This window comes from Rhizobium mulingense (genome assembly GCF_029194105.1).
Lineage (GTDB): Bacteria > Pseudomonadota > Alphaproteobacteria > Rhizobiales > Rhizobiaceae > Rhizobium > Rhizobium mulingense.
Genome location: NZ_JARFVE010000005.1, coordinates 118,643 through 136,986 on the forward strand (window position 1 = coordinate 118,643; position 18,344 = coordinate 136,986).

Annotated in this window: 20 protein-coding genes, 1 tRNA gene and 2 pseudogenes; 5 read left to right on the forward strand and 18 right to left on the reverse strand. The window is 62.1% G+C overall.

Annotated features, from left to right (window positions below; all coding sequences use genetic code 11):
• Positions 1-49 precede the first annotated feature (49 nt).
• Both PYR71_RS13235 and bfr read left to right on the forward strand, forming a co-directional pair.
• Positions 50-449 (forward strand): annotated as a pseudogene (locus PYR71_RS13235) ((2Fe-2S)-binding protein).
• The gene (gene bfr / locus PYR71_RS13240; RefSeq protein ID WP_047615824.1) at positions 415-900 is read left to right on the forward strand and encodes a bacterioferritin; all 486 of its coding nucleotides are present in this window, start codon (positions 415-417) and stop codon (positions 898-900) included. Before PYR71_RS13235 ends, bfr begins: the two are co-directional and overlap by 35 nt.
• 72 nt (positions 901-972) lie before the next feature.
• Here the strand turns inward: bfr and PYR71_RS13245 are convergent, their stop codons facing one another.
• From PYR71_RS13245 to rsfS, 6 genes are all read right to left on the reverse strand, one after another.
• Positions 973-1,506, reverse strand: coding sequence for an RNA pyrophosphohydrolase (locus PYR71_RS13245; protein ID WP_275619682.1), 534 nt, complete (start codon positions 1,504-1,506; stop codon positions 973-975).
• A gap of 24 nt (positions 1,507-1,530) precedes the next feature.
• Positions 1,531-2,721 carry a divergent polysaccharide deacetylase family protein gene (locus tag PYR71_RS13250; RefSeq protein ID WP_275619683.1) on the reverse strand — a complete coding sequence of 397 codons (1,191 nt, stop codon included), beginning with the start codon at positions 2,719-2,721 and terminating at the stop codon, positions 1,531-1,533.
• A gap of 77 nt (positions 2,722-2,798) precedes the next feature.
• On the reverse strand, positions 2,799-4,121 hold the full coding sequence (locus PYR71_RS13255; RefSeq protein WP_003543943.1) for a S41 family peptidase: 1,323 nt from the start codon (positions 4,119-4,121) through the stop codon (positions 2,799-2,801).
• On the reverse strand, positions 4,111-5,511 hold the full coding sequence (locus PYR71_RS13260) for a murein hydrolase activator EnvC family protein (protein WP_275619684.1): 1,401 nt from the start codon (positions 5,509-5,511) through the stop codon (positions 4,111-4,113). The genes PYR71_RS13255 and PYR71_RS13260 overlap by 11 nt, the downstream gene beginning before the upstream one ends.
• Before the next feature lie 181 nt (positions 5,512-5,692).
• Positions 5,693-6,175, reverse strand: a complete 483-nt coding sequence (rlmH, locus tag PYR71_RS13265; RefSeq protein ID WP_275619685.1) for a 23S rRNA (pseudouridine(1915)-N(3))-methyltransferase RlmH — start codon at positions 6,173-6,175, stop codon at positions 5,693-5,695.
• Positions 6,176-6,296: 121 nt separating this feature from the next.
• A complete protein-coding gene (gene rsfS, locus PYR71_RS13270) occupies positions 6,297-6,740 on the reverse strand; it encodes a ribosome silencing factor (protein WP_168295087.1) in 444 nt (147 codons plus the stop codon).
• 210 nt (positions 6,741-6,950) lie between these two features.
• On the opposite strand from rsfS, the gene PYR71_RS13275 reads away from it, so the two are divergent.
• Entirely contained in the window at positions 6,951-7,328 is a 378-nt protein-coding gene (locus tag PYR71_RS13275; protein ID WP_275619686.1) for a winged helix-turn-helix domain-containing protein, read from the forward strand.
• Here PYR71_RS13275 and modC read toward each other — a convergent pair whose 3' ends face one another.
• The 8 genes from modC to obgE all read right to left on the reverse strand — a co-directional run bounded on the left by modC (position 7,329) and on the right by obgE (position 14,789).
• Entirely contained in the window at positions 7,329-8,399 is a 1,071-nt protein-coding gene (gene modC / locus PYR71_RS13280) for a molybdenum ABC transporter ATP-binding protein (protein WP_275619687.1), read from the reverse strand.
• Positions 8,396-9,097: a molybdate ABC transporter permease subunit gene (gene modB, locus PYR71_RS13285; RefSeq protein ID WP_010031297.1), complete on the reverse strand. Its 702-nt coding sequence runs from the start codon at positions 9,095-9,097 to the stop codon at positions 8,396-8,398. The genes modC and modB overlap by 4 nt, the downstream gene beginning before the upstream one ends.
• Before the next feature lie 256 nt (positions 9,098-9,353).
• Complete coding sequence (modA, locus tag PYR71_RS13290; protein WP_275619688.1) at positions 9,354-10,145, reverse strand: molybdate ABC transporter substrate-binding protein; 792 nt, start codon at positions 10,143-10,145, stop codon at positions 9,354-9,356.
• Between the two features lie 4 nt (positions 10,146-10,149).
• Complete coding sequence (locus PYR71_RS13295) at positions 10,150-10,536, reverse strand: hypothetical protein (protein WP_275619689.1); 387 nt, start codon at positions 10,534-10,536, stop codon at positions 10,150-10,152.
• A 95-nt stretch (positions 10,537-10,631) separates the two neighbouring features.
• A complete protein-coding gene (locus PYR71_RS13300) occupies positions 10,632-11,231 on the reverse strand; it encodes a nicotinate-nucleotide adenylyltransferase (protein ID WP_275619898.1) in 600 nt (199 codons plus the stop codon).
• 37 nt (positions 11,232-11,268) lie between these two features.
• Positions 11,269-12,552 carry a glutamate-5-semialdehyde dehydrogenase gene (locus PYR71_RS13305; protein WP_275619690.1) on the reverse strand — a complete coding sequence of 428 codons (1,284 nt, stop codon included), beginning with the start codon at positions 12,550-12,552 and terminating at the stop codon, positions 11,269-11,271.
• On the reverse strand, positions 12,545-13,714 hold the full coding sequence (gene proB, locus PYR71_RS13310) for a glutamate 5-kinase (protein WP_275619691.1): 1,170 nt from the start codon (positions 13,712-13,714) through the stop codon (positions 12,545-12,547). The genes PYR71_RS13305 and proB overlap by 8 nt, the downstream gene beginning before the upstream one ends.
• Positions 13,701-14,789 (reverse strand): GTPase ObgE, encoded by a 1,089-nt coding sequence (gene obgE, locus PYR71_RS13315; protein WP_183917611.1) that lies wholly within the window; start codon positions 14,787-14,789, stop codon positions 13,701-13,703. Before obgE ends, proB begins: the two co-directional genes overlap by 14 nt.
• An 84-nt stretch (positions 14,790-14,873) precedes the next feature.
• Between obgE and PYR71_RS13320 the strand changes: the two are divergent.
• Positions 14,874-15,739, forward strand: a pseudogene (locus PYR71_RS13320) (endonuclease/exonuclease/phosphatase family protein).
• Positions 15,740-15,834: 95 nt separating this feature from the next.
• On the opposite strand, the gene PYR71_RS13325 reads toward PYR71_RS13320, so the two are convergent.
• From PYR71_RS13325 to rplU, 4 genes are all read right to left on the reverse strand, one after another.
• A complete protein-coding gene (locus PYR71_RS13325; RefSeq protein WP_275619692.1) occupies positions 15,835-16,422 on the reverse strand; it encodes a GNAT family N-acetyltransferase in 588 nt (195 codons plus the stop codon).
• The gene (locus PYR71_RS13330; RefSeq protein WP_275619693.1) at positions 16,419-17,075 is read right to left on the reverse strand and encodes a GNAT family N-acetyltransferase; all 657 of its coding nucleotides are present in this window, start codon (positions 17,073-17,075) and stop codon (positions 16,419-16,421) included. Before PYR71_RS13330 ends, PYR71_RS13325 begins: the two co-directional genes overlap by 4 nt.
• Positions 17,076-17,200: 125 nt before the next feature.
• Positions 17,201-17,470 carry a 50S ribosomal protein L27 gene (gene rpmA, locus PYR71_RS13335; protein ID WP_004676172.1) on the reverse strand — a complete coding sequence of 90 codons (270 nt, stop codon included), beginning with the start codon at positions 17,468-17,470 and terminating at the stop codon, positions 17,201-17,203.
• Between the two features lie 34 nt (positions 17,471-17,504).
• Positions 17,505-17,822, reverse strand: a complete 318-nt coding sequence (gene rplU, locus PYR71_RS13340; protein ID WP_064683935.1) for a 50S ribosomal protein L21 — start codon at positions 17,820-17,822, stop codon at positions 17,505-17,507.
• A gap of 303 nt (positions 17,823-18,125) precedes the next feature.
• On the opposite strand from rplU, the gene PYR71_RS13345 reads away from it, so the two are divergent.
• Positions 18,126-18,215, forward strand: a tRNA-Ser gene (locus tag PYR71_RS13345).
• Positions 18,216-18,344: the final 129 nt, after the last annotated feature.

Consider the following 18,344-nt stretch of genomic DNA (forward strand, 5'->3'; position numbering starts at 1 on the left):
CCCATAATTTAGACAATCTGCAACAAGCGTTGCCCATCGTCGCTGCCCGATGGCGCCGGATTCGAATTTTTTCTTGACAGCCATCATCTTCTTTAGCAGAAAACACGATAGTCAGTGTCATGTTTGGAAATGAAGACGTGCTTGTCTGCAGCTGCAATTATATAACCGACAAGGAAATCCGGGAGGTTATCACCAACCTTCTCGACGAAGACTGTTGGCAGCTTATCGTGCCTGCGAAGGTCTATCACGCCATGGAAAAACGCGGCCGTTGCTGCGGCTGCTTCCCCAATGTGGTCGATATCATTATCCAGACGACCGAGGAATATCACGCCCGTCGCCACTCGACGGAGACCGAAATCTTTGATTTCATGTCACGCTTGAAACAGTTCCATGAGGAAAACAGGAGAGCGGACATTGAAAGGCGACAAAAAGGTCATCGAGCGGCTTAACGAGGCACTGTTCCTCGAGCTCGGGGCGGTCAATCAATATTGGGTTCATTATCGACTTCTCGAGGACTGGGGCTACACCAAGCTCGCCAAGAAAGAGCGGGCCGAATCCATCGAAGAAATGCACCATGCCGACAGGCTTGTCGCGCGCATCATCTTCCTCGAAGGCCATCCCAATCTGCAGACTCTGGCGCCCCTACGCATCGGCCAGAACGTCAAGGAAGTGCTGGAAGCCGATCTTGCCGGCGAATATGACGCCCGCACCGCCTACAAGAAGTCGCGCGATATCTGTCACGAGGCCGGCGACTACGTCTCCATGAAACTCTTCGAAGAACTGCTGGCGGATGAGGAAGGCCATATCGACTTCCTCGAAACGCAGATCGATCTGCTCGAGAAAATCGGCGAGAGTAAATACGGCCAGCTCAACGCCGACTCCGCCGACGAAGCCGAATAATTCGGATGGAAATGCCGGCCGCTCCGCGCGGTCGGCATCTTCAATTCACACCTGCGAGCCTCAATCAGGCACTCAGTCTTCGGCCTGCAGCGCTGCCAGATGCCGGAACTCGGCGATCACCTGGTCATAGACGGCGCGCTTGAAGGGCACGATCAGGCCCGGCAGTTCCTGCATCGGCTTCCATTCCCAGGCGTCGAATTCCGGCTCGTGGCCGCCGGGCGGCGGGTTGATGGCGATCTCGCTTTCATCGCCCTCGAAGCGAAAGGCGAACCAGCGCTGTGTCTGGCCGCGGAACTTTCCTTTCAGTCCGATGCCGATCAGCGCCGGCGGCAGATCATAGTTGATCCAGTTGCTCGCTTCGGCAAGCAGGGTCACCGTCCTGATCCCGGTTTCCTCATAGAGCTCACGATAGGCGGCGTCCAAGGGGTCCTCGTCCTTGTCGATGCCACCCTGGGGCATCTGCCACAGCTGCGGCGAGCCGTCATATTCGGAATTTCCGTCGGCGATCCGTCGCCCGGCCCAGACCAGGCCATCGCGGTTCAGGATCATGACGCCGACGCAGGGACGGTAGGGCAGATCCTCGGCTTTTACGGTCGCCTGGCTCATCTTCTTCTCCGTTCAGAAATTATCTCAGGGGCTTCTGGGGTCGCTGGAAAGCGCGGCGACGCCGACGATCTCGATGCCGCGCATGGACGCTTCCTCGCTCCACTTGGCGATGGCATCGATGCTTTCGTCGAAAGCCGAGGCGATGCCGATCGCCTGGCCATTCTTACGGGCGATGCGTTCGAGCTCGTCGAGCTTCTTCAGGATGGCGCTGATATCGAGCTGGCCGTCGAGCTGCAGGTCGGCAAAGGCATAGGGCAGTTCGGTGCCTTTGGCGACCGTCGCCGTTTTCGACTGCGCCGACGTGCCGTCGTCGAGGAAGAGCAGGCCGCGCTTGCCGATATCACGCATGACAGGTTCCATGGCGGCGGGGTCGGAGAGGAAACGGCCGCCGAGATAGTTCATAATGCCGGTATAATTGGTGATTTCGCCCATCGCCTTGTGCAGGTTCTCGATGTTGCGGGCCACCGGCTTCGACGTCAGCAGGGTCTCCGGACCGGGATCATTGGCCGGATAATCAAATGGTTCGAGCGGGACCTGCAGAAGGATCTCGTGGCCGCCGCGGCGGGCTTCCTGCATCCAGCGCTGCAGGCTGTTGCCGCTTGCGGCAAAGGCGAGGGTGATTTCCTCCGGCAACTCGGCGATGGCGCGCTGCGTCCCCGTCTGGCTGAGCCCGAGGCCGCTGACGACAATGGCAATGCGGATGGCGCGTGCGCCGGATGAGGGACGGGCATATTGGTCCATCGGCCGCCGGCCGTCGGGGCCAACGATCGGCAGCCTGCCAAAGGCCGTGTCTTCGAGTAGCGCTTCATTGGGTTGGGCCGCCATGCGCGGATCCTGGCCGATCTTCATGGCATCGACCAGCACCGGTCCACTGCCGTCGCGCGGGCGGGGACTATATTTGGTGACGACGGAGCCATCGCCGGTGATCATTTGTTCGACATTGGCGCCCGAGCGTGGATCGGCGCGGGGCAGTCCGTCCGCCGTCTGGTCGGCAGCGGTCGTCGGCGGTTTGCCGGAAGCTTGGGTTGCCGCCTGTTCGGCCGCCGGCGGTTTGGCGCGCTCCAGCCCGTCGCCCCGAAATGCAGTGTAGAGAGAAAAGCCGCCTACCGCGAAAAGGCACAGACTGCCAGCAATGCGGCCGAGGCGCAGCACGCCAGGAAGCCGGCTGCCGGTTTTGCGGTTGCGCCCCAAAGGCGCATGCAGGTCCGTTCCCAATTTTCTCGCCCGCTCCAAAACCGGGAAACCGCAGAAAGGGTCAAGGCCGGGCGAGTGCCCGGCCTTGCGACGATCGATTACTTGGCGACGACGGCCTTGTCGGGGTTCGGCGGGAAGGCCGGATCGGTCTTCTTGCCGCGCAGAAGGTCGAGCGCGTAGTTCAGCTGAACGTCATCCTTCGGATCCGGCGGCACATAGGCAACGGAGCCCGAACCTTCATCGGTTTCGCTCTGACCCTTGATGTGGCCGCGCAGGCTGGATTCGCCTTCGGTCACCATCTTGCCCTGCAGTTCTTCCGGCAACGGCTCTTCCACCTTGATGTCAGGTGTGATGCCGGTGCCCTGGATCGAGCGGCCCGACGGCGTGTAATAGAGTGCCGTGGTCAAGCGCAGCGCGCCGTTCTCGCCAAGCGGGATAATCGTCTGGACGGAACCCTTGCCGAAGGAACGGGTGCCGAGAACGGTGGCGCGGCGCAGATCCTGAAGCGCGCCGGCAACGATTTCCGATGCGGAGGCCGAACCGCCGTTGATCAGCACGATGACCGGCTTGCCGTCGGTCAGGTCGCCCGGGCCGGCGTTGAAGCGGCGGGTTTCATCAGGATTGCGGCCGCGAGTCGAGACGACCTCGCCGCGCTGCAGCAGGGCATCAGAGACATTGATCGCCTGGTCGAGCAGGCCGCCCGGGTTAAGGCGCAGGTCGAGGACGTAACCCTTCAGCTTGTCGGCCGGAACGGTGTCCTTGATCTTCTTGATGGCCTTTTCCATGTCGGGATAGGTCTTCTCGGTGAAGGAGATGATGCGGAGGTAACCCACATCGTCCTCGACGCGTGATTTGACCGCCTGGACGGCGACGACGTCACGGACGATCGTCAGCTCGATCGGCTTGTCGGCGCCCTTGCGGATCAGTGTCAGCTTGATAGGCGTGTTGACGGCGCCGCGCATCTTCTCGACCGCGTCTTCCAGCTTCAGACCACGCACGGACTGACCGTCGATCTCGGAGATGTAGTCGCCGGCGAGAACGCCGGCCTTGGCGGCGGGCGTATCGTCGATCGGGGTGATCACCTTGACGAGCTCGTCTTCCATCGTGACTTCGATGCCGAGGCCGCCGAACTCACCCTTGGTCTGGGTGCGCATGTCCTCGGCGTCCTTCGCATTCATATAGCTCGAATGCGGATCGAGCGAGGAAAGCATGCCGTTAATGGCATTCTCGATCAGCTTATCTTCGGCCGGCGGCGTGACGTACTGCGCGCGCACGCGTTCGAAGACGTCGCCAAATACCGAGAGTTCCTTATATGTAGAGGATCCGGCCGCTTCTGCCGGCACACCTGCCGAGTAAATGACGCTCATCGCGGTCGCACCCATCAATGCGCCGACCAGAACAAGAGAAGCCCTACGAATCATTGCGTGCCTTTCCAGTGTCCTTGGCGGTCCACCACGGTCGGGAATCGACCGGTTTACCGTCTTTTCGAAATTCAATGTAAAGCGTTGGCCGGTCCGTTTCCAGCGCCAATGCAGTTGCGCTTGCCACTCTTTTCGCTCCCATCACGGCGAGCGGCTCGCCGGAGAAAACGAATTTTCCCTGACGGGTATTGATCGTATCCATTCCCGAGAGAACCAGGTGATATCCATCGCCCGCGTCAAGAATGATCATCTGGCCGTAACTTCGGAAAGCGCCGGCGAAAACCACCAGGCCGTCTGCAGGCGCCGTCACCACGGTCTCCGGGTTGGTGGCGACCGTCATTCCCATGGCTTCGTGCCCGGTGCCGTCGGCATCGCCGAACTGGCGCAGGATATCGCCTGCCACCGGCAGCTCCAATTTGGCCCTCAATTCTCCGAAGGGATATGCGGGCGCAATGCGGTTTTTATCGGGCACGCCGCTCTCGGCCAGAGCCTTCGCCTGAGCCCGCTGCTCGTCCGTCAGGAGCTTGCGGTTCTCCTCGGCCTGGCGGGCGGCGGCAGCCGCGTCGCGCACCGAAGCGATCTCGGATTCCATCGAAGCGACGAGGCCTTCGAGGCTGGTCGCCTTGCCCGCAAGTTCCTCCGAACGTTTCCTTTCGGCCTGTAGTTCGGCGGCGTTGCTGCGGCTGAGCTTGTCGTTTTCGGCAAGCAGCAGGTCCATGCGCCGCTCTTCCTCAATACTGTCAGTCATCGTCGCCGTCAGGCCGGCTTTCTCGGCCGCACTTGCCGTCTGCAGCGCGGTAAGGCTTGCAAGGTCTGCGGCGAGCTTGTCGGTTTCCGTGCGGATGCCGGGCACGACGGCGCCGAGCAGGATGGCGCTGCGCACGGAAGCGAGCGCATCATCGGGAGTGACGAGCAAAGCCGGGGGCGGGTTGCGGCCCATGCGCTGGAGTGCGGCCAATACCTCGGCCAGCAAGCCGCGGCGCTCGTGCAGCGAACGGCGGATGCCATCCTGCTTGACGCCGAGATCGGCCAGCTTCTTCTCGCTTTCGAGGATCTGCTTCTCAAGCCCCTTGCGGCGGGCGGCGGAATCGATCAGCGCCTGGCGGATGCTCTGCGTGTTTTTTTCCAGATTGGCGATGCTTTGCTGGAGTTCACTCACCTTGTCCGAGGAAAGGGTGATTGATTTCGACAGGGTTTCGAGTTCGGCGCGGGTCTGATCGCGTTTGGCGGCAAGTTCAGCGGCCGGATCGGGTGGCGGCGGCTCGACTGCCGGCGGCTGCGCTGCAGATTGTGCCGCCTCGGACGCGGCTTCCTGGGCCCGGACGGTGAAGGTGTTTGCGGACACGACGACGGCGACACCAAAACCGGCCGCAAGTGCCGGCAGAATCATGCGGTGTCGCCTGGTTGGTGTCGTCGTCATGCGTGTCGGGGCACTCTCTCAAATCGCGCGGAGACTAAGCTGATTTGGCACACTTTGCCAGAAAGTTCGCAAGCGAACGGCCGGCCACACGAAACACGGCTGCGTGACAATGCGACGCATCGTCAAAGACTTGAGTTCCACGTGGAACATCTCAGACGCGGTGATAGGGATGGCCGGACAGGATGGTGACGGCGCGATAGAGCTGCTCGGCGATCAGCGTGCGGACGAGCTGGTGCGGCCAGGTCATTTTACCCAGGCAGAGCGTGGCGTCGGCGCGATCGTAGAGCGCGGGATCGAGACCGTCGGCGCCGCCGATTGCGATCGTCAACTCGCGTTTGCCCTGGTCGCGATAGGCGCCGAGCAGATTTGCGAAGGCCTCGCTGTCGAGCGCCTTGCCGCGTTCGTCGAGAAGAATAAGGACGCTGCCTTCGGCAAGCGATTTCAACAGCATCGCCGCCTCCTCGCGTTTGCGGGTCTCCGCATTCGAAGCGCGGCTTTCGGCGACCTCGGCAATACGGGCAAATTCGAGGCCGACCGCAGGGCCGACCTTGGCGAAACGGTCAAAATAACGAGCCGCAAGATCCTTTTCGGGGCCGGATTTCAGCCGTCCCACCGCAAAAAGACCAACGCGCATTCACCCGCTCCCGCTCGTGAGGCATTTGCGACGCACGAAGCGCGCCCACCGGCCGGCTCACGATGTTTCCCTGCCAGTTAATGCCACGTCTCAGGCGCCGGTCAGAATGCCGGACCGCCTGTCAGTGCCGTGTTTCTTCATCCATATCGGGAGCCGCCCACATCTTTTCGATGTTGTAGAACTCGCGGATTTCAGGACGGAACACATGCACGATAATGTCACCGGTGTCGATCAGGATCCAGTCGCCGCCCTCCTGACCTTCGACGCGGGCCGTACCGAAGCCTTCGTCCTTAAGATCGGTGAGCAGGTGGTCCGAGATCGCCATGACATGCCTGTTCGAGCGGCCGGAGACGACGATCATGTAGTCTCCCAGCGCCGATTTTCCGGCAATGTCGATGGTGACGATATCTTCGGCTTTGGAGTCCTCGAGGCTGGCGAGGACGGCTTCTAGGGCGCGGGCAGCGGCATCGGCGCCACGTTCTGCGCTCTTCGGGAGAACGGCGAGCGTTTTTCCCTTGGCGTGTACTGTTGTCAGTGCTTTCCCTTTCCTGGAATGACAAACCATGCACAACACGGGATCCGATCACGACCGGATCATGGTTAAGATAGGCATCAAACCATCAATGTTTCAAGACGTGCTAACGTACGGAGCGGCGGAAAATCCAATCTGGCGACCAAATTGAACACTATTGCTGCCCTCGCTGCTTGTCGGCGCGCTGTACAGTTTTAAGGCCGGAGCGTAAAGTGCCGGAAATTCCAACATCTGCAGATTCGAATGACCGATCCGGCCGCAAAAACACTCGTTCCCATCTTGCGAATCGGCTTCCCGGATGCGGATCGGCTTGGGCGCGGCAAGATGGAACTGCTAGAACACATCCGCGCGACCGGATCGATCTCCGCAGCCGGGCGAGCGATGGATATGTCCTATCGCCGCGCTTGGCTGCTGGTCAGCGAGATGAACCGGATGTTCTGCGAACAGGTGGTGGAATCGCAACGCGGCGGCCAGAAGGGCGGCGGTGCGGCGCTGACGCCGTTCGGCGAGCAATTGCTGGCGCGGTTTCGCCGGATGGAAAGCATTTTGCAAGCGAGCCTTGTCGAGGACCTTGCCTGGCTTGAAGCAAAGCGCAGCCCGCGGCAGGGCGAACAGGGCTGATCAGGACTCCAGGGCAACCGTCTTGATGACGGCGAAGACGGTCTTGCCGGGTCGAAGGTCGAGGCGCTCGCAGGAGAGCGCGGTGATGCGCGAGAGAATGCTATCGCCGCCGCAGTCGAGCCGGATTTCAACCGTTCCGTCCGCATCCTGAACTAGCTGTTCGATCCTGCCTTCGACAATGTTGAGGGCACTGAGCCCCTCCGGTCTTGCTGTCGCCAGCATGACGTCGCGCGACGGGATGCGGATGCGGACCGGCCTGCCGGGCGCGAGTGCCGCGCCGGGTATATGCAGCCGGCCGGATTTGAGGGCGACGGTCGAGAGGTGGTGACGCGCGTCGAAGCTTTCGACGATGCCTTGCAGCAGCGCGCCCGCTTCTTTCCGGTCAAAGGCCGCAGAGGCGCGGCTCAAAATGTCGACGGCCAGGCCGACCGCCTCGACCCTGCCGTCGCGCATGACCACCACTTTGTTTGCGAGCCGCGCCACCTCGGCGATCGAATGGCTGACATAGACGATCGGGATTTCGGTGTGATCGCGCAATCGCTCGAGATAGGGCAGGATCTCGGCCTTGCGCGCCTCGTCGAGGGCGGCCAGCGGCTCGTCCATCAACAGCAGCCGGGGCGAGCAGAGAAGGGCGCGGCCGATCGCGACCCGCTGCTTCTCGCCGCCGGAAAGTTTGGCGGGGCTGCGATCCAGCAGCGTCTCGATGCCGAGCAGGTCGACGACGTGATCGAAGCTCTCGCCGCGTGCAGGTCTTGGTGGCGCGAACCAGCGGCCGTACGAAAGGTTGGCGCGGACGCTGAGATGCGGGAACAGCCGCGCCTCCTGGAAGACATAACCGAAATGACGGCGGTGTTTCGGAACGAAGCGGCCGGCTTTGGTTTCGGTCAGGGTTTCGCCGTCAAAGATGACGCGGCCCTCGTCCGGGCGGGCGAGGCCGGCAATGATGCGGATCAGTGAGGTCTTGCCGGAGCCGGAGCGTCCGAACAGCGCGGTCACGCCGCCTTCGGAGGTGAAGGCGGCGTCGAGAAGAAAGGCACCGAGCCTGTGTTTTGCCTCGACGATCAGCGTCATTCCGGATCGATCCTTCGACCGGCGAAACGCGCGAGGAACTCAGAGGCGAGCAGGGCGGTCATGGAAATGATCACGGCGACGAGCGTCAGGCGCAGCGCACCGGCATCGCCGCCGGGCACCTGGGTAAAGGTGTAGATGGCGGACGACAAGGTCTGGGTCTCGCCGGGAATGTTGGAGACGAAGGTGATTGTCGCGCCGAATTCGCCCATCGCCTTGGCGAAGGACAGGATCATGCCGGTGATGATGCCGGGCAGGGTCAGCGGCAGCGTAACCGTCAGAAAGACCAGGATCGGTCCGGCCCCCAGCGTTCCGGCGGCCTCCTCGAGTTTGCGGTCGACCGCCTCGATCGACAGGCGGATGCTGCGCACCATCAGCGGAAAGGCCATGACGGCGCAGGCGAGTGCCGCACCCGTCCAGCGGAAGGAAAAAACGATGCCGAAATACTGGTCGAGCAGGCTGCCGATCGGTCCACGGCGGCCGAAGAGGATGAGGAGAAGAAAACCGGTGACAACAGGGGGCAGGATCAGCGGCAGGTGAACAATGCCGTTCAGCACCGACTTGCCCCAGAAACGGCCGCGGGCAAGCAGCAAAGCGACCATGATGCCGAGGGGCAGGCTCGCCAGCATGGCGACGACCGAGACGCGCAGGCTGAGCAGGATCGCCGTCCATTCTTCATCGCTCAGGCCGAACATATCCAAACGCAGTTGTCTCCCTGGAATCCGGTGTCACCCGGTTGCCCCTCATCCGCCTGCCGGCACCGCCGGGGTCGAGCCACGGGTCTCGACCCGTCCTTCGGACCCCCGCTCGCGGGCGAAGGGGAGCAGCCGCAACCCTTCCGTCCGGCGCCAACGTTTCGCTGGGCACGTCCCTCGCCCCGTTTACGGAGAAAGGGCTAGGGTGAGGGGCAGCTTCACGGTAAGCTGTCACCATCGATTCCGCAATCAATTCAGCCCATCATTTCAAGACAGTAAATCCCTCCGCCGTGAAGAAGCCGGCTGCCTTGCCGGATTTCAGGAAGTCGAGATAGGCTGCGGCGTCCGGATTCTTGCTATCGGCAAGAATGGCGACCGGATAGATGATCGGCGGGTGGGAATCGGCCGGGAAGGTGCCGACGATGGCGACACCCTTATCGGCTGTCGCGTCCGTCTGGTAGACGATGCCATAGTGCGCCTCGCCGCGGGAGACCAGGGCAAGGGCGGCGCGCACGCTTTCGGCGCCGGCGACCTTGGTTTCGACCGATTTCCAGACACCGAGCTTTTCGAGCGCGGCCATGGCGTATTTGCCGGCCGGAACCGATTTCGGCTCACCCATGGCCAGCTTGCCGGCACCGAGCAGAGCGGCAAGATCGAAGCCTTGCTTGATCTCGACCGGTTTAGCCTTGTCCTTTTCGGCAACGAGCACGATCCGGTTTCCGAGCAGGTTGGTGCGGCTGTCGGTCTTGATCAGGTTCTTCTTGGCGACGTAATCCATCCAGTCGAGGTCGGCCGAGATGAAGATATCGGCAGGGGCCGCGTTTTCGACCTGTTTGGCGAGCGCGCCGCTTGCCGCATAGGAGGCGACGGCTTCCTTGCCGCTCTCCTTGGCCCAGGCAGCATTGGCGGCATCAAGCGCGTCCTTGAGGCTTGCTGCGGCAAAGACGGTCAGCTTTTCGGCGGCTTCTGCCGGTGTCGGCAGCGTTGCCGCGCCAAGCCAGAGAGCCGCGATTGCGGCGGTTGCCAGTTTCATGCATTGGCGGCGGTTCTGCATGATTCTATCCCCAGGCTTCGAAATATCTCAACGAATATAACGATGCTCGGGTTTTGGCCAGGGATATATCCAGGGAAATATAACCGTATTGACTGGTGATGAGGATCCAAGCGTTCATGAAGCGCATGGCTGTTCCGAGAACAGGAGATTTGGCGGCACTGATATGCTTGGGAAAGCCGACGACAAACCGCAAGACCCGCGGTGACAATGTCCATTTTCGCCCGTCTTGCCGATAAAATCGGCAGCAGTCGCAGCCTTTCGGCCTCAGTGTTGCATCGCCAGCATTGCTGCATTGCACAAATCGATATTCACCTTCCTCAGGAATATGGTACAAGACACTCATCGAAACGGCTTTCTCCTCCTCCCATAAGCCGTTCGACAGGATCGACAACACTCCTCCTCCCAGTTGTCGATCGAGTTTATAAGCCCGACGGATCTCCTCCCCCGTCGGGCTTTCTCGTTTCTGGGATTTCCCTGAAAATCAGCCTATTTGACTGCGCCCGGCAACGCGCCGTTGCGGATCGCCGTCGAGCTCAGGCCGGACCGCGGGCCATGGATGAACGTCCAGGCCGGCGCCGGTTTCTTCCAGAGGACGCGCGCGTCATCCTCGTCGATGCGGGCGAAATCGTAGGTCCGCGTCATCTTCGAGGAGAGATAGGAGAGCGTGGCGCCGGGGCGGTCGATCACGGCGATCGGGAAGGTGCGGGCGATCTCCTGCCACTTCTGCCATTTGTGAAAGGTCTGCAGGCTGTCGGCGCCCATGATCCAGATGAAATGCACATGCGGATTGCGGGCCTTGATGCGGGCCAGCGTATTGGCGGTGTAGCTGACGCCGAGCGTCTGTTCGAAGGCGGTGACCTTGATGCGCGGATCGGCAGCCACACGCTCGCTTTCGGCAATGCGTTCCGCCAGCGGTGCGAGCTGGTTGCGGCTCTTCAGCGGATTGCCCGGGGTCACCATCCACCAGAGCTGGTCGAGGCCGAGCCGCTTGATGGCGATCTCGGCGACAAGCGCGTGGCCCTGATGCGGCGGATTGAACGAACCGCCGAACAGGCCGACGACCATGCCGCGTTCGCTGTGCGGCATGCGGAGATAGCGCCGATCGAGATTTTCCGTCGTCACGTCAAGGTCGGGTCTGTCCGGCACCGCGCACCCGGTATTTGAAGGAGGTGAGCTGCTCGACGCCGACGGGGCCGCGCGCATGCATTTTGCCCGTAGCGATGCCGATCTCCGCGCCCATGCCGAACTCGCCGCCATCGGCAAATTGCGTCGAGGCATTGTGCAGGAGGATCGCCGAATCGACCTCGGTGAAGAAACGCTCGACCACCGCGGGGTCTTCGGCGATCACGGCCTCGGTGTGGTTCGACGAATAGGTCTGAATATGGGCGATCGCCCCCGATATGCCGTCGACGACGGCGACCGAAATGATCGCGTCGAGATATTCGGTCGTCCAGTCCTCCTCGGTCGCCGGCTTGATGCCGGGGGCGACCTTCAGCACCGTCGCGGAGCCGCGGATCTCGCAGCCGGCTTCGGCGAGGACCTCGAGCAGCGGCGTCAGATGCGTGCCGATCACAGCGCCATCGACGAGCAGGGTTTCGGCCGCGCCGCAGATACCGGTGCGGCGCATCTTGGCATTGACGACGATCTGCTTCGCCATCTCGATGTCGGCGGAAGCATCAACATAGATGTGGCAAAGGCCTTCGAGATGGGCAAAGACCGGCACGCGGGCCTCGCTCTGCACGCGGGCCACCAGGCTTTTGCCGCCGCGCGGCACGATGACGTCGATTGCGCCGTCCAGACCGCGCAGCATGGCGCCGACGGCAGCGCGATCGGTGACCGGAACGAGCTGGATAGCACGCTCTGGAAGTCCTGCCGCCTTCAGGCCGTCCACGAGGCAGGCATAGATAGCCTGCGATGAACGACGTGAATCCGAACCGCAACGCAGGATCACGGCATTGCCGGCCTTGACGCAGAGGGCGCCGGCATCCGCCGTGACGTTCGGCCGGCTTTCGAAGATGACGCCGATGACCCCGAGCGGCGTGCGGACGCGCTCGATCTTCAGGCCGTTCGGCCGGTCCCAGGCGGCGATGACTTCGCCGACCGGATCGGCAAGGGCGGCGATGGCGCGAATCCCCTCGGCCATCTCGGCGATGCGCTTGTCGTTCAGCGTCAGCCGGTCGACGAAGGAGGCAAGCGTCTCGCTGCCTTCGATCTCCTTCAAGTCTTTGGCATTCTCGGCAAGAATATGGGCGCTGTTGGCCAGGATGGCATCGGCCATGCCGTGCAAGGCGCGGTTCTTCGCCTCGGTGGATGCGAAGCCCAACGGTCGTGCGGCAGCCTTCGCCTTGCGGCCGATGTCGTTCATCAGCGCGTCAATGTCAGGGCTTAGCGCAACGGTATCAGGCATGGGCCGCGTCCTTCTTCTGCCTTTCCAATTTCTGTCTGATCTGTGTGGTCATCACCATGTCGTCGCGATGGACCATGGCGGCGCGGCCGGCATAACCGAGGATTGCCGCGATTTCGGCCGACTTGCGGCCGGCGATCCGGCGGGCGTCCTCGGCATCGTAGCTCACAAGCCCGCGGGCGATCTCGCGGCCTTCAGGACCGACGATCGCCACCGTATCGCCACGGCTGAAGAGGCCGGAAACGCTGCGCACGCCGGCGGGAAGCAGGCTCTTGCCGGCCCCAAGGGCGGTGACGGCGCCGTCATCGACATGCAACTCGCCGGCCGGCTGCAACTGGCCGGCAATCCAGGTTTTGCGGGCAGTTACCGGCGTGCCCGACGGCGCGAACCAGGAGGAACGGGCGCCGTTTTCGATTGCCAACAGGGGACTGTCGGTCTTGCCGGAGGCGATGATCATGGCGCAGCCCGAGGTCGTGGCGATCTTGCCGGCATCGATCTTGGTGCGCATGCCGCCACGTGAAAGCTCGGAAGCGGCACCCCCGGCCATCGCCTCGATGTCAGGGGTAATTTCGGCGATCGTCTCCAGGAAGGTCGCATTCGGATCGAGGTGCGGCGGCGCGGTATAAAGGCCGTCGATGTCGGAGAGAAGAATGAGCAGATCGGCGCCGGTCATGGTCGCGACGCGGGCGGCCAGGCGATCATTGTCGCCATAGCGGATTTCGCTGGTCGCGACCGTGTCGTTTTCGTTGATGATCGGCACGGCGCCGATTTTCAAAAGCTGGTTGATGGTGGCGCGCGCATTGAGATAGCGGCGGCGCTCTTCGGTATCGCCGAGGGTCAAAAGGATCTGGCCGGCGACGATCTCTTCATGCGACAGGCTTTCCGACCAGGCACGCGCGAGCGCGATCTGGCCGACGGCGGCGGCCGCCTGGCTCTCCTCGAGCTTCAGCGCGCCGGAGGGCAGGTCGAGCACCGAGCGGCCGAGCGCGATCGCGCCCGAGGAAACGACGAGCACATCGATCCCCTTGGCCTTCAGTCCCGCAATGTCGGCGCACATGGCGTCGAGCCAGGCCTTTTTCAGCCCGGCCTTGCGGTCGACGAGGAGGGCCGAGCCGATCTTGATGACGATGCGGCGGTAGCGGCCGAGCGGCTTACGGTTGGTCATCGGCCCCATCCTCGCCCGTGTCCTCTTCGGAGACGATCATGTCGCGATGCCTGAGCTTCGGCACCTTGGCCGGCTTTTCCTCGGCATTTTCTTCGACGATGATATCGCGCAGCGCCCGCAGGACCTCGGTCATGCCCTTGCCGGTGACGGCCGAAATCTGGAATGGCGTCTTGCCGCAGGCCTTGGCCAATTCCTTCGTCTTCTTCTTCAGTTCGGCCTCGTCGAGCACGTCGATCTGCGACAGCGCCACAATCTCCGGCTTGTCGGTGAGATCGTTGCCATAGGCTTCGAGTTCGTGCTTGACCGTCTTATATGCTTTGCCCACCTTTTCCTCCTGGGCGGAGACGAGATGGAGCAGCACGCGGGTGCGCTCGACATGGCCGAGGAACCGGTCGCCGATGCCTACGCCTTCATGGGCGCCTTCGATCAGGCCGGGAATGTCGGCAAGAATGAATTCCCGTTCGTCGATGGTGGCGACGCCGAGATTGGGATGCAGCGTGGTGAAGGGATAGTTGGCGATTTTCGGCCGGGCGCGGGTGACGGATGCCAGGAAGGTCGATTTGCCGGCATTGGGCAGGCCGACGAGACCGGCATCGGCAATCAGCTTCAGGCGCAGCCAGATGGTCTTTTCCTCACCGGGCAGGCCGGGATTGGCCCAATCCGGCGCCTGATTGGTCGAGGTCTTGAAATGGGCGTTGCCGAAGCCGCCATTGCCGCCATGGGCGAGGCAGTAACGTTGACCTTCGACGGTGAGGTCGCAGATCAGCGTTTCCCGGTCTTCCTCGAAGATCTGGGTTCCCACAGGCACTTTGAGCGTCACGTCGCTGCCATTGGCGCCGGTGCGGTTCCTGCCCATGCCATGGGTGCCAGTCGTCGCCTTGAAATGCTGCTGGTAGCGGAAATCGATCAGCGTATTGAGGCCGTTGACCGTCTCCACCCAGACATCGCCGCCGCGTCCGCCGTCACCGCCGTCGGGGCCGCCGAACTCGATGAATTTCTCGCGCCGGAAGGAGACGCTGCCCGCGCCGCCGTCTCCGGATCGGATATAGACCTTTGCTTCGTCGAGAAATTTCATTTTACTTCCAGTATCCGGTGGCAGTTGGACGGCCCGTCTTGGCCCATTCGATATAGGCGGTTCCGACGGAGGTCAAAGATTATCGTGAATTTTGCGAGCTATAACATACAGTACGGCTTCGGTCTCGACGGCAGATACGATCTCCCGCGCATTGCCCGGAGCCTCGAAGGCGCCGATATCATCGCGCTGCAGGAGGTGACCCGCGGCTTCTCGCGCAACGGTTTTGCCGACATGGTCGCCGGTATTGCCGCCCTCTTTCCCCACCATTTCTGGGTGTATGGGCCGGCCTGCGACCTGCATGTCGAGGCTGTTCACGGCAAGTCCGCGCCGGCACCGGGCAGGCGTTTTCAGTTCGGCAATATGGTGCTGTCGCGCTGGCCGATCGCCTCGACCCGGACGCTGCTTCTGCCGCGCAGCCGCACGATCGGAAAGATCAACCCGCAGCGCGGCGCGACCGAGGCGGTCATCACAGTGCCCGGGGGCGCGATCCGCGTCTACTCCGTCCATCTCGACCACGTTTCTCCCGACGAACGCATCCGCCAGCTGCAATTCTGAACGCGCATATCAATGCTTTCGTCCAGGAGGGCGGGTCGCTGACTGGGGCGGCCGAATTCGATCTGCCGGAGCCGCCGCTGCCGGAAGATTACGCTATTCTGGGCGATTTCAACATGGAGCCGGAATCGCCGGAATATTGCGCGCTTGCCGGTGCTGCCGGCGGGTATTACGGCCGCGTCGCCAGGATAGGCACGCCGGTCGACGCCTTCGCGGCGCTCGAAGCCTACCGCCCCGAGAGCTACAGCTGGATGGATCCCGAGGACCACGGCAAACGCATGCATCTCGATTATTGCTTCGTCAGTTGCGGCCTCGTCAGCCGGTTGAAATCCGCCCGGATCGACATCCAATCCGTCGGCTCCGATCATTTCCCGCTCTGGGTCGAAATCGGCGAGTGACAGAGACGCCGCCGGTGGCGGCGTCTCTGTTTCTCAATTGGTTGAGAGCATGATGTTGTCCGAAAACCGCTCACACTTTTCGGCATCCTGCTCCGTCAGGCCACCTTCCGCGGTTGCAGCATGCCCGGCTGCAGCACGGTTTCGATGTGCGACACCATGGTGTTGCGGGCGAAACAATAGATTTCGCCGCAACCCGTCATGCGGAACCCGAGCTTTTCCTGCAGCCGCAGCGACGCCGGGTTGTCGGCGAAGACGCCGGAATGGATCGGCGTCTCCGGCATGCGGCGCAAGAAGCGCTCGATGATCGCCACCACCGCCTCGCTCATATAGCCGCGCCGCCAGTAGTAGCGGTTCAGCCAGTAGCCGAGGTGCCAGCGGCCGTGGCGCAGCTCGATCGAGACGTTGCCGATATGGACATCGTCCTGACCGGTGATCGCGAGCGACCAGTCGGACAGGGTGCCCGAGGTGACCGGCATCAGCCAGTCCAGCGCATCCTGCCGGTCGAACGGCGCGGGAACGCGGGACAACATGCGCGTGACCGCGAAATCGGAAAGCGATTCCGCGATCGCAGGCGCATCGCTTAGCCGGTGGGGGCGGAGCGTCAGCCGGGCGGTCGAGATGACAGGGGCGGGACCGGGCATCATCGGCCCGGTGTTCGGCCTTTGCAGCGCGGTCGTGCTCATGCGATGTTCCCCCAGCTTCTCAGCGACATCCAGGTCTTGCGGTCGAGCCTGTACCATTCGACAGGCACGTTGCTGCCGAGCGCCAGCGAGGCGGCAAGCCCCGAGCCCTGGAACTGGAAGCCGCACTTCTGGATGACGCGCCGCGAGGCGACGTTCATCACCCGGCAGCGGGCGTCGATCTGGTCGACGTCCTGACGGGTCCTGAACACCATATCGACCAGGGCATGGCAGGCCTCGGTCGTATAACCCTGGTTCCAATAGGGCTCACCCAGCCAGTAGCCGATCTCGACGGTCTTGCCGTCGGTATGCGGTTCCACGCCGCAGCAGCCGATAAAGGCGCCGTTTTCCGCTTTGGTGATGGCATAGACGCACTTACCAATCTCGCCATTTCGCGTACGCCAAACAAAGTCGGCGGCATCATTGGCGGTATAAGGGTGCGGCATACGCGATACCATGGTGGCGACTTTGGCGTTGTTGGCGAGATGGGCAAGGGCGTCGATGTCTTCTTCGTGGGGCGCGCGCATGACGAGCCTTTCCGATAACAAGACAGGGCAATCGGTCCTTAACCGTTCCGGCCTCAGCCGTTCTATGGAAGACCGCTGGTCTTCCCGGGGAGACCGTGATTGGTCTGCCCTCAACAATTCGCCTTGCATGTTCAGTCCTCCTGTTTGGACAAAGAAAAAGGGGAGATGGCGCCCCATCTCCCCTGTTTTCTGGACTGAACCTGGTACGGCCAGCCGGGTCGATGAGACGCCGGCTGTTTTTGAGCGCTACCGGCTTATTCCGCTGCTTCCGCTTTCGGCATGACAGACACGTAGACGCGACCGTTGGCCTTCGTTCGGTAGTCCACATTGCCGGCGGTAAGTGCAAAGATCGTGTGATCCTTGCCGAGGCCGACGTTGGAACCGGGATGCCACTGCGTACCGCGCTGACGCACGATGATGTTGCCTGCGATGACGGCTTCGCCGCCGAACTTCTTCACGCCAAGGCGCTTGGATTCGGAATCGCGACCGTTGCGCGAGGAACCGCCAGCTTTTTTATGTGCCATTGGAGTTCTCCTTTAAACCTGAAACCCGTTGATCTTACTTGGCCGCCACGATGTCCGTGATACGGACGACCGTGTGATGCTGGCGATGGCCGCGCGAACGCTTCGAATTCTGACGACGGCGCTTCTTGAAGGCGATGACCTTCTTGCCGCGGTTCTGTTCGACGACTTCCGCCTTGACGGAGGCGCCGGCAACGAAGGGCGCACCGATCGCCGCGTCGGCGCCTTCGCCGATCACGAGGACTTCGGTAAATTCAATGGAGTCGCCAGCGGATGCTTCAAGCTTCTCGATGGTCAGCACGTCATTGGCTGCCACTCGGTACTGCTTACCGCCGGTCTTGATGACTGCGAACATTTTTTATCCTTTCATGTTCGTTCCGGCGCTCCCCGCATCGGAGCAGGTGGCCGTCTTTTTATCAGTCTAGGTTAAGCAGGGATTTCAGGGAGCTAGCCCGGAATTCTGGTCTGCCGGTGAAACCCCGCGCAAGCGCGAGGCGGGCAAGGGGCGGACTACTCCACTCCTATTGCGGATGCGGGATACGCGAGTGACGGAAAGGTGTCAAGGCAAAAGGATGGAAAAGCTTGAGATTTCGGCTTGCCAACCTGTCATAGGCCCGTTATGAGAACGCCCGCGCCGAACAAGCGCCGACCTGACCGCGGAGAGGTGGCAGAGTGGTCGAATGCACCGCACTCGAAATGCGGCATACCTGCAAGGGTATCGTGGGTTCAAATCCCACCCTCTCCGCCATCATGGATCTTGGTCTATAAGGCTCCCCCGCGAACTCGCACCTGTCTCGAGTCTTGATTCCGTGCTCCAAATTGATGAGGGCCACACTCTCGGCACGTCAAGGCAGTTTGCCTTCGCTAAATGTTTACA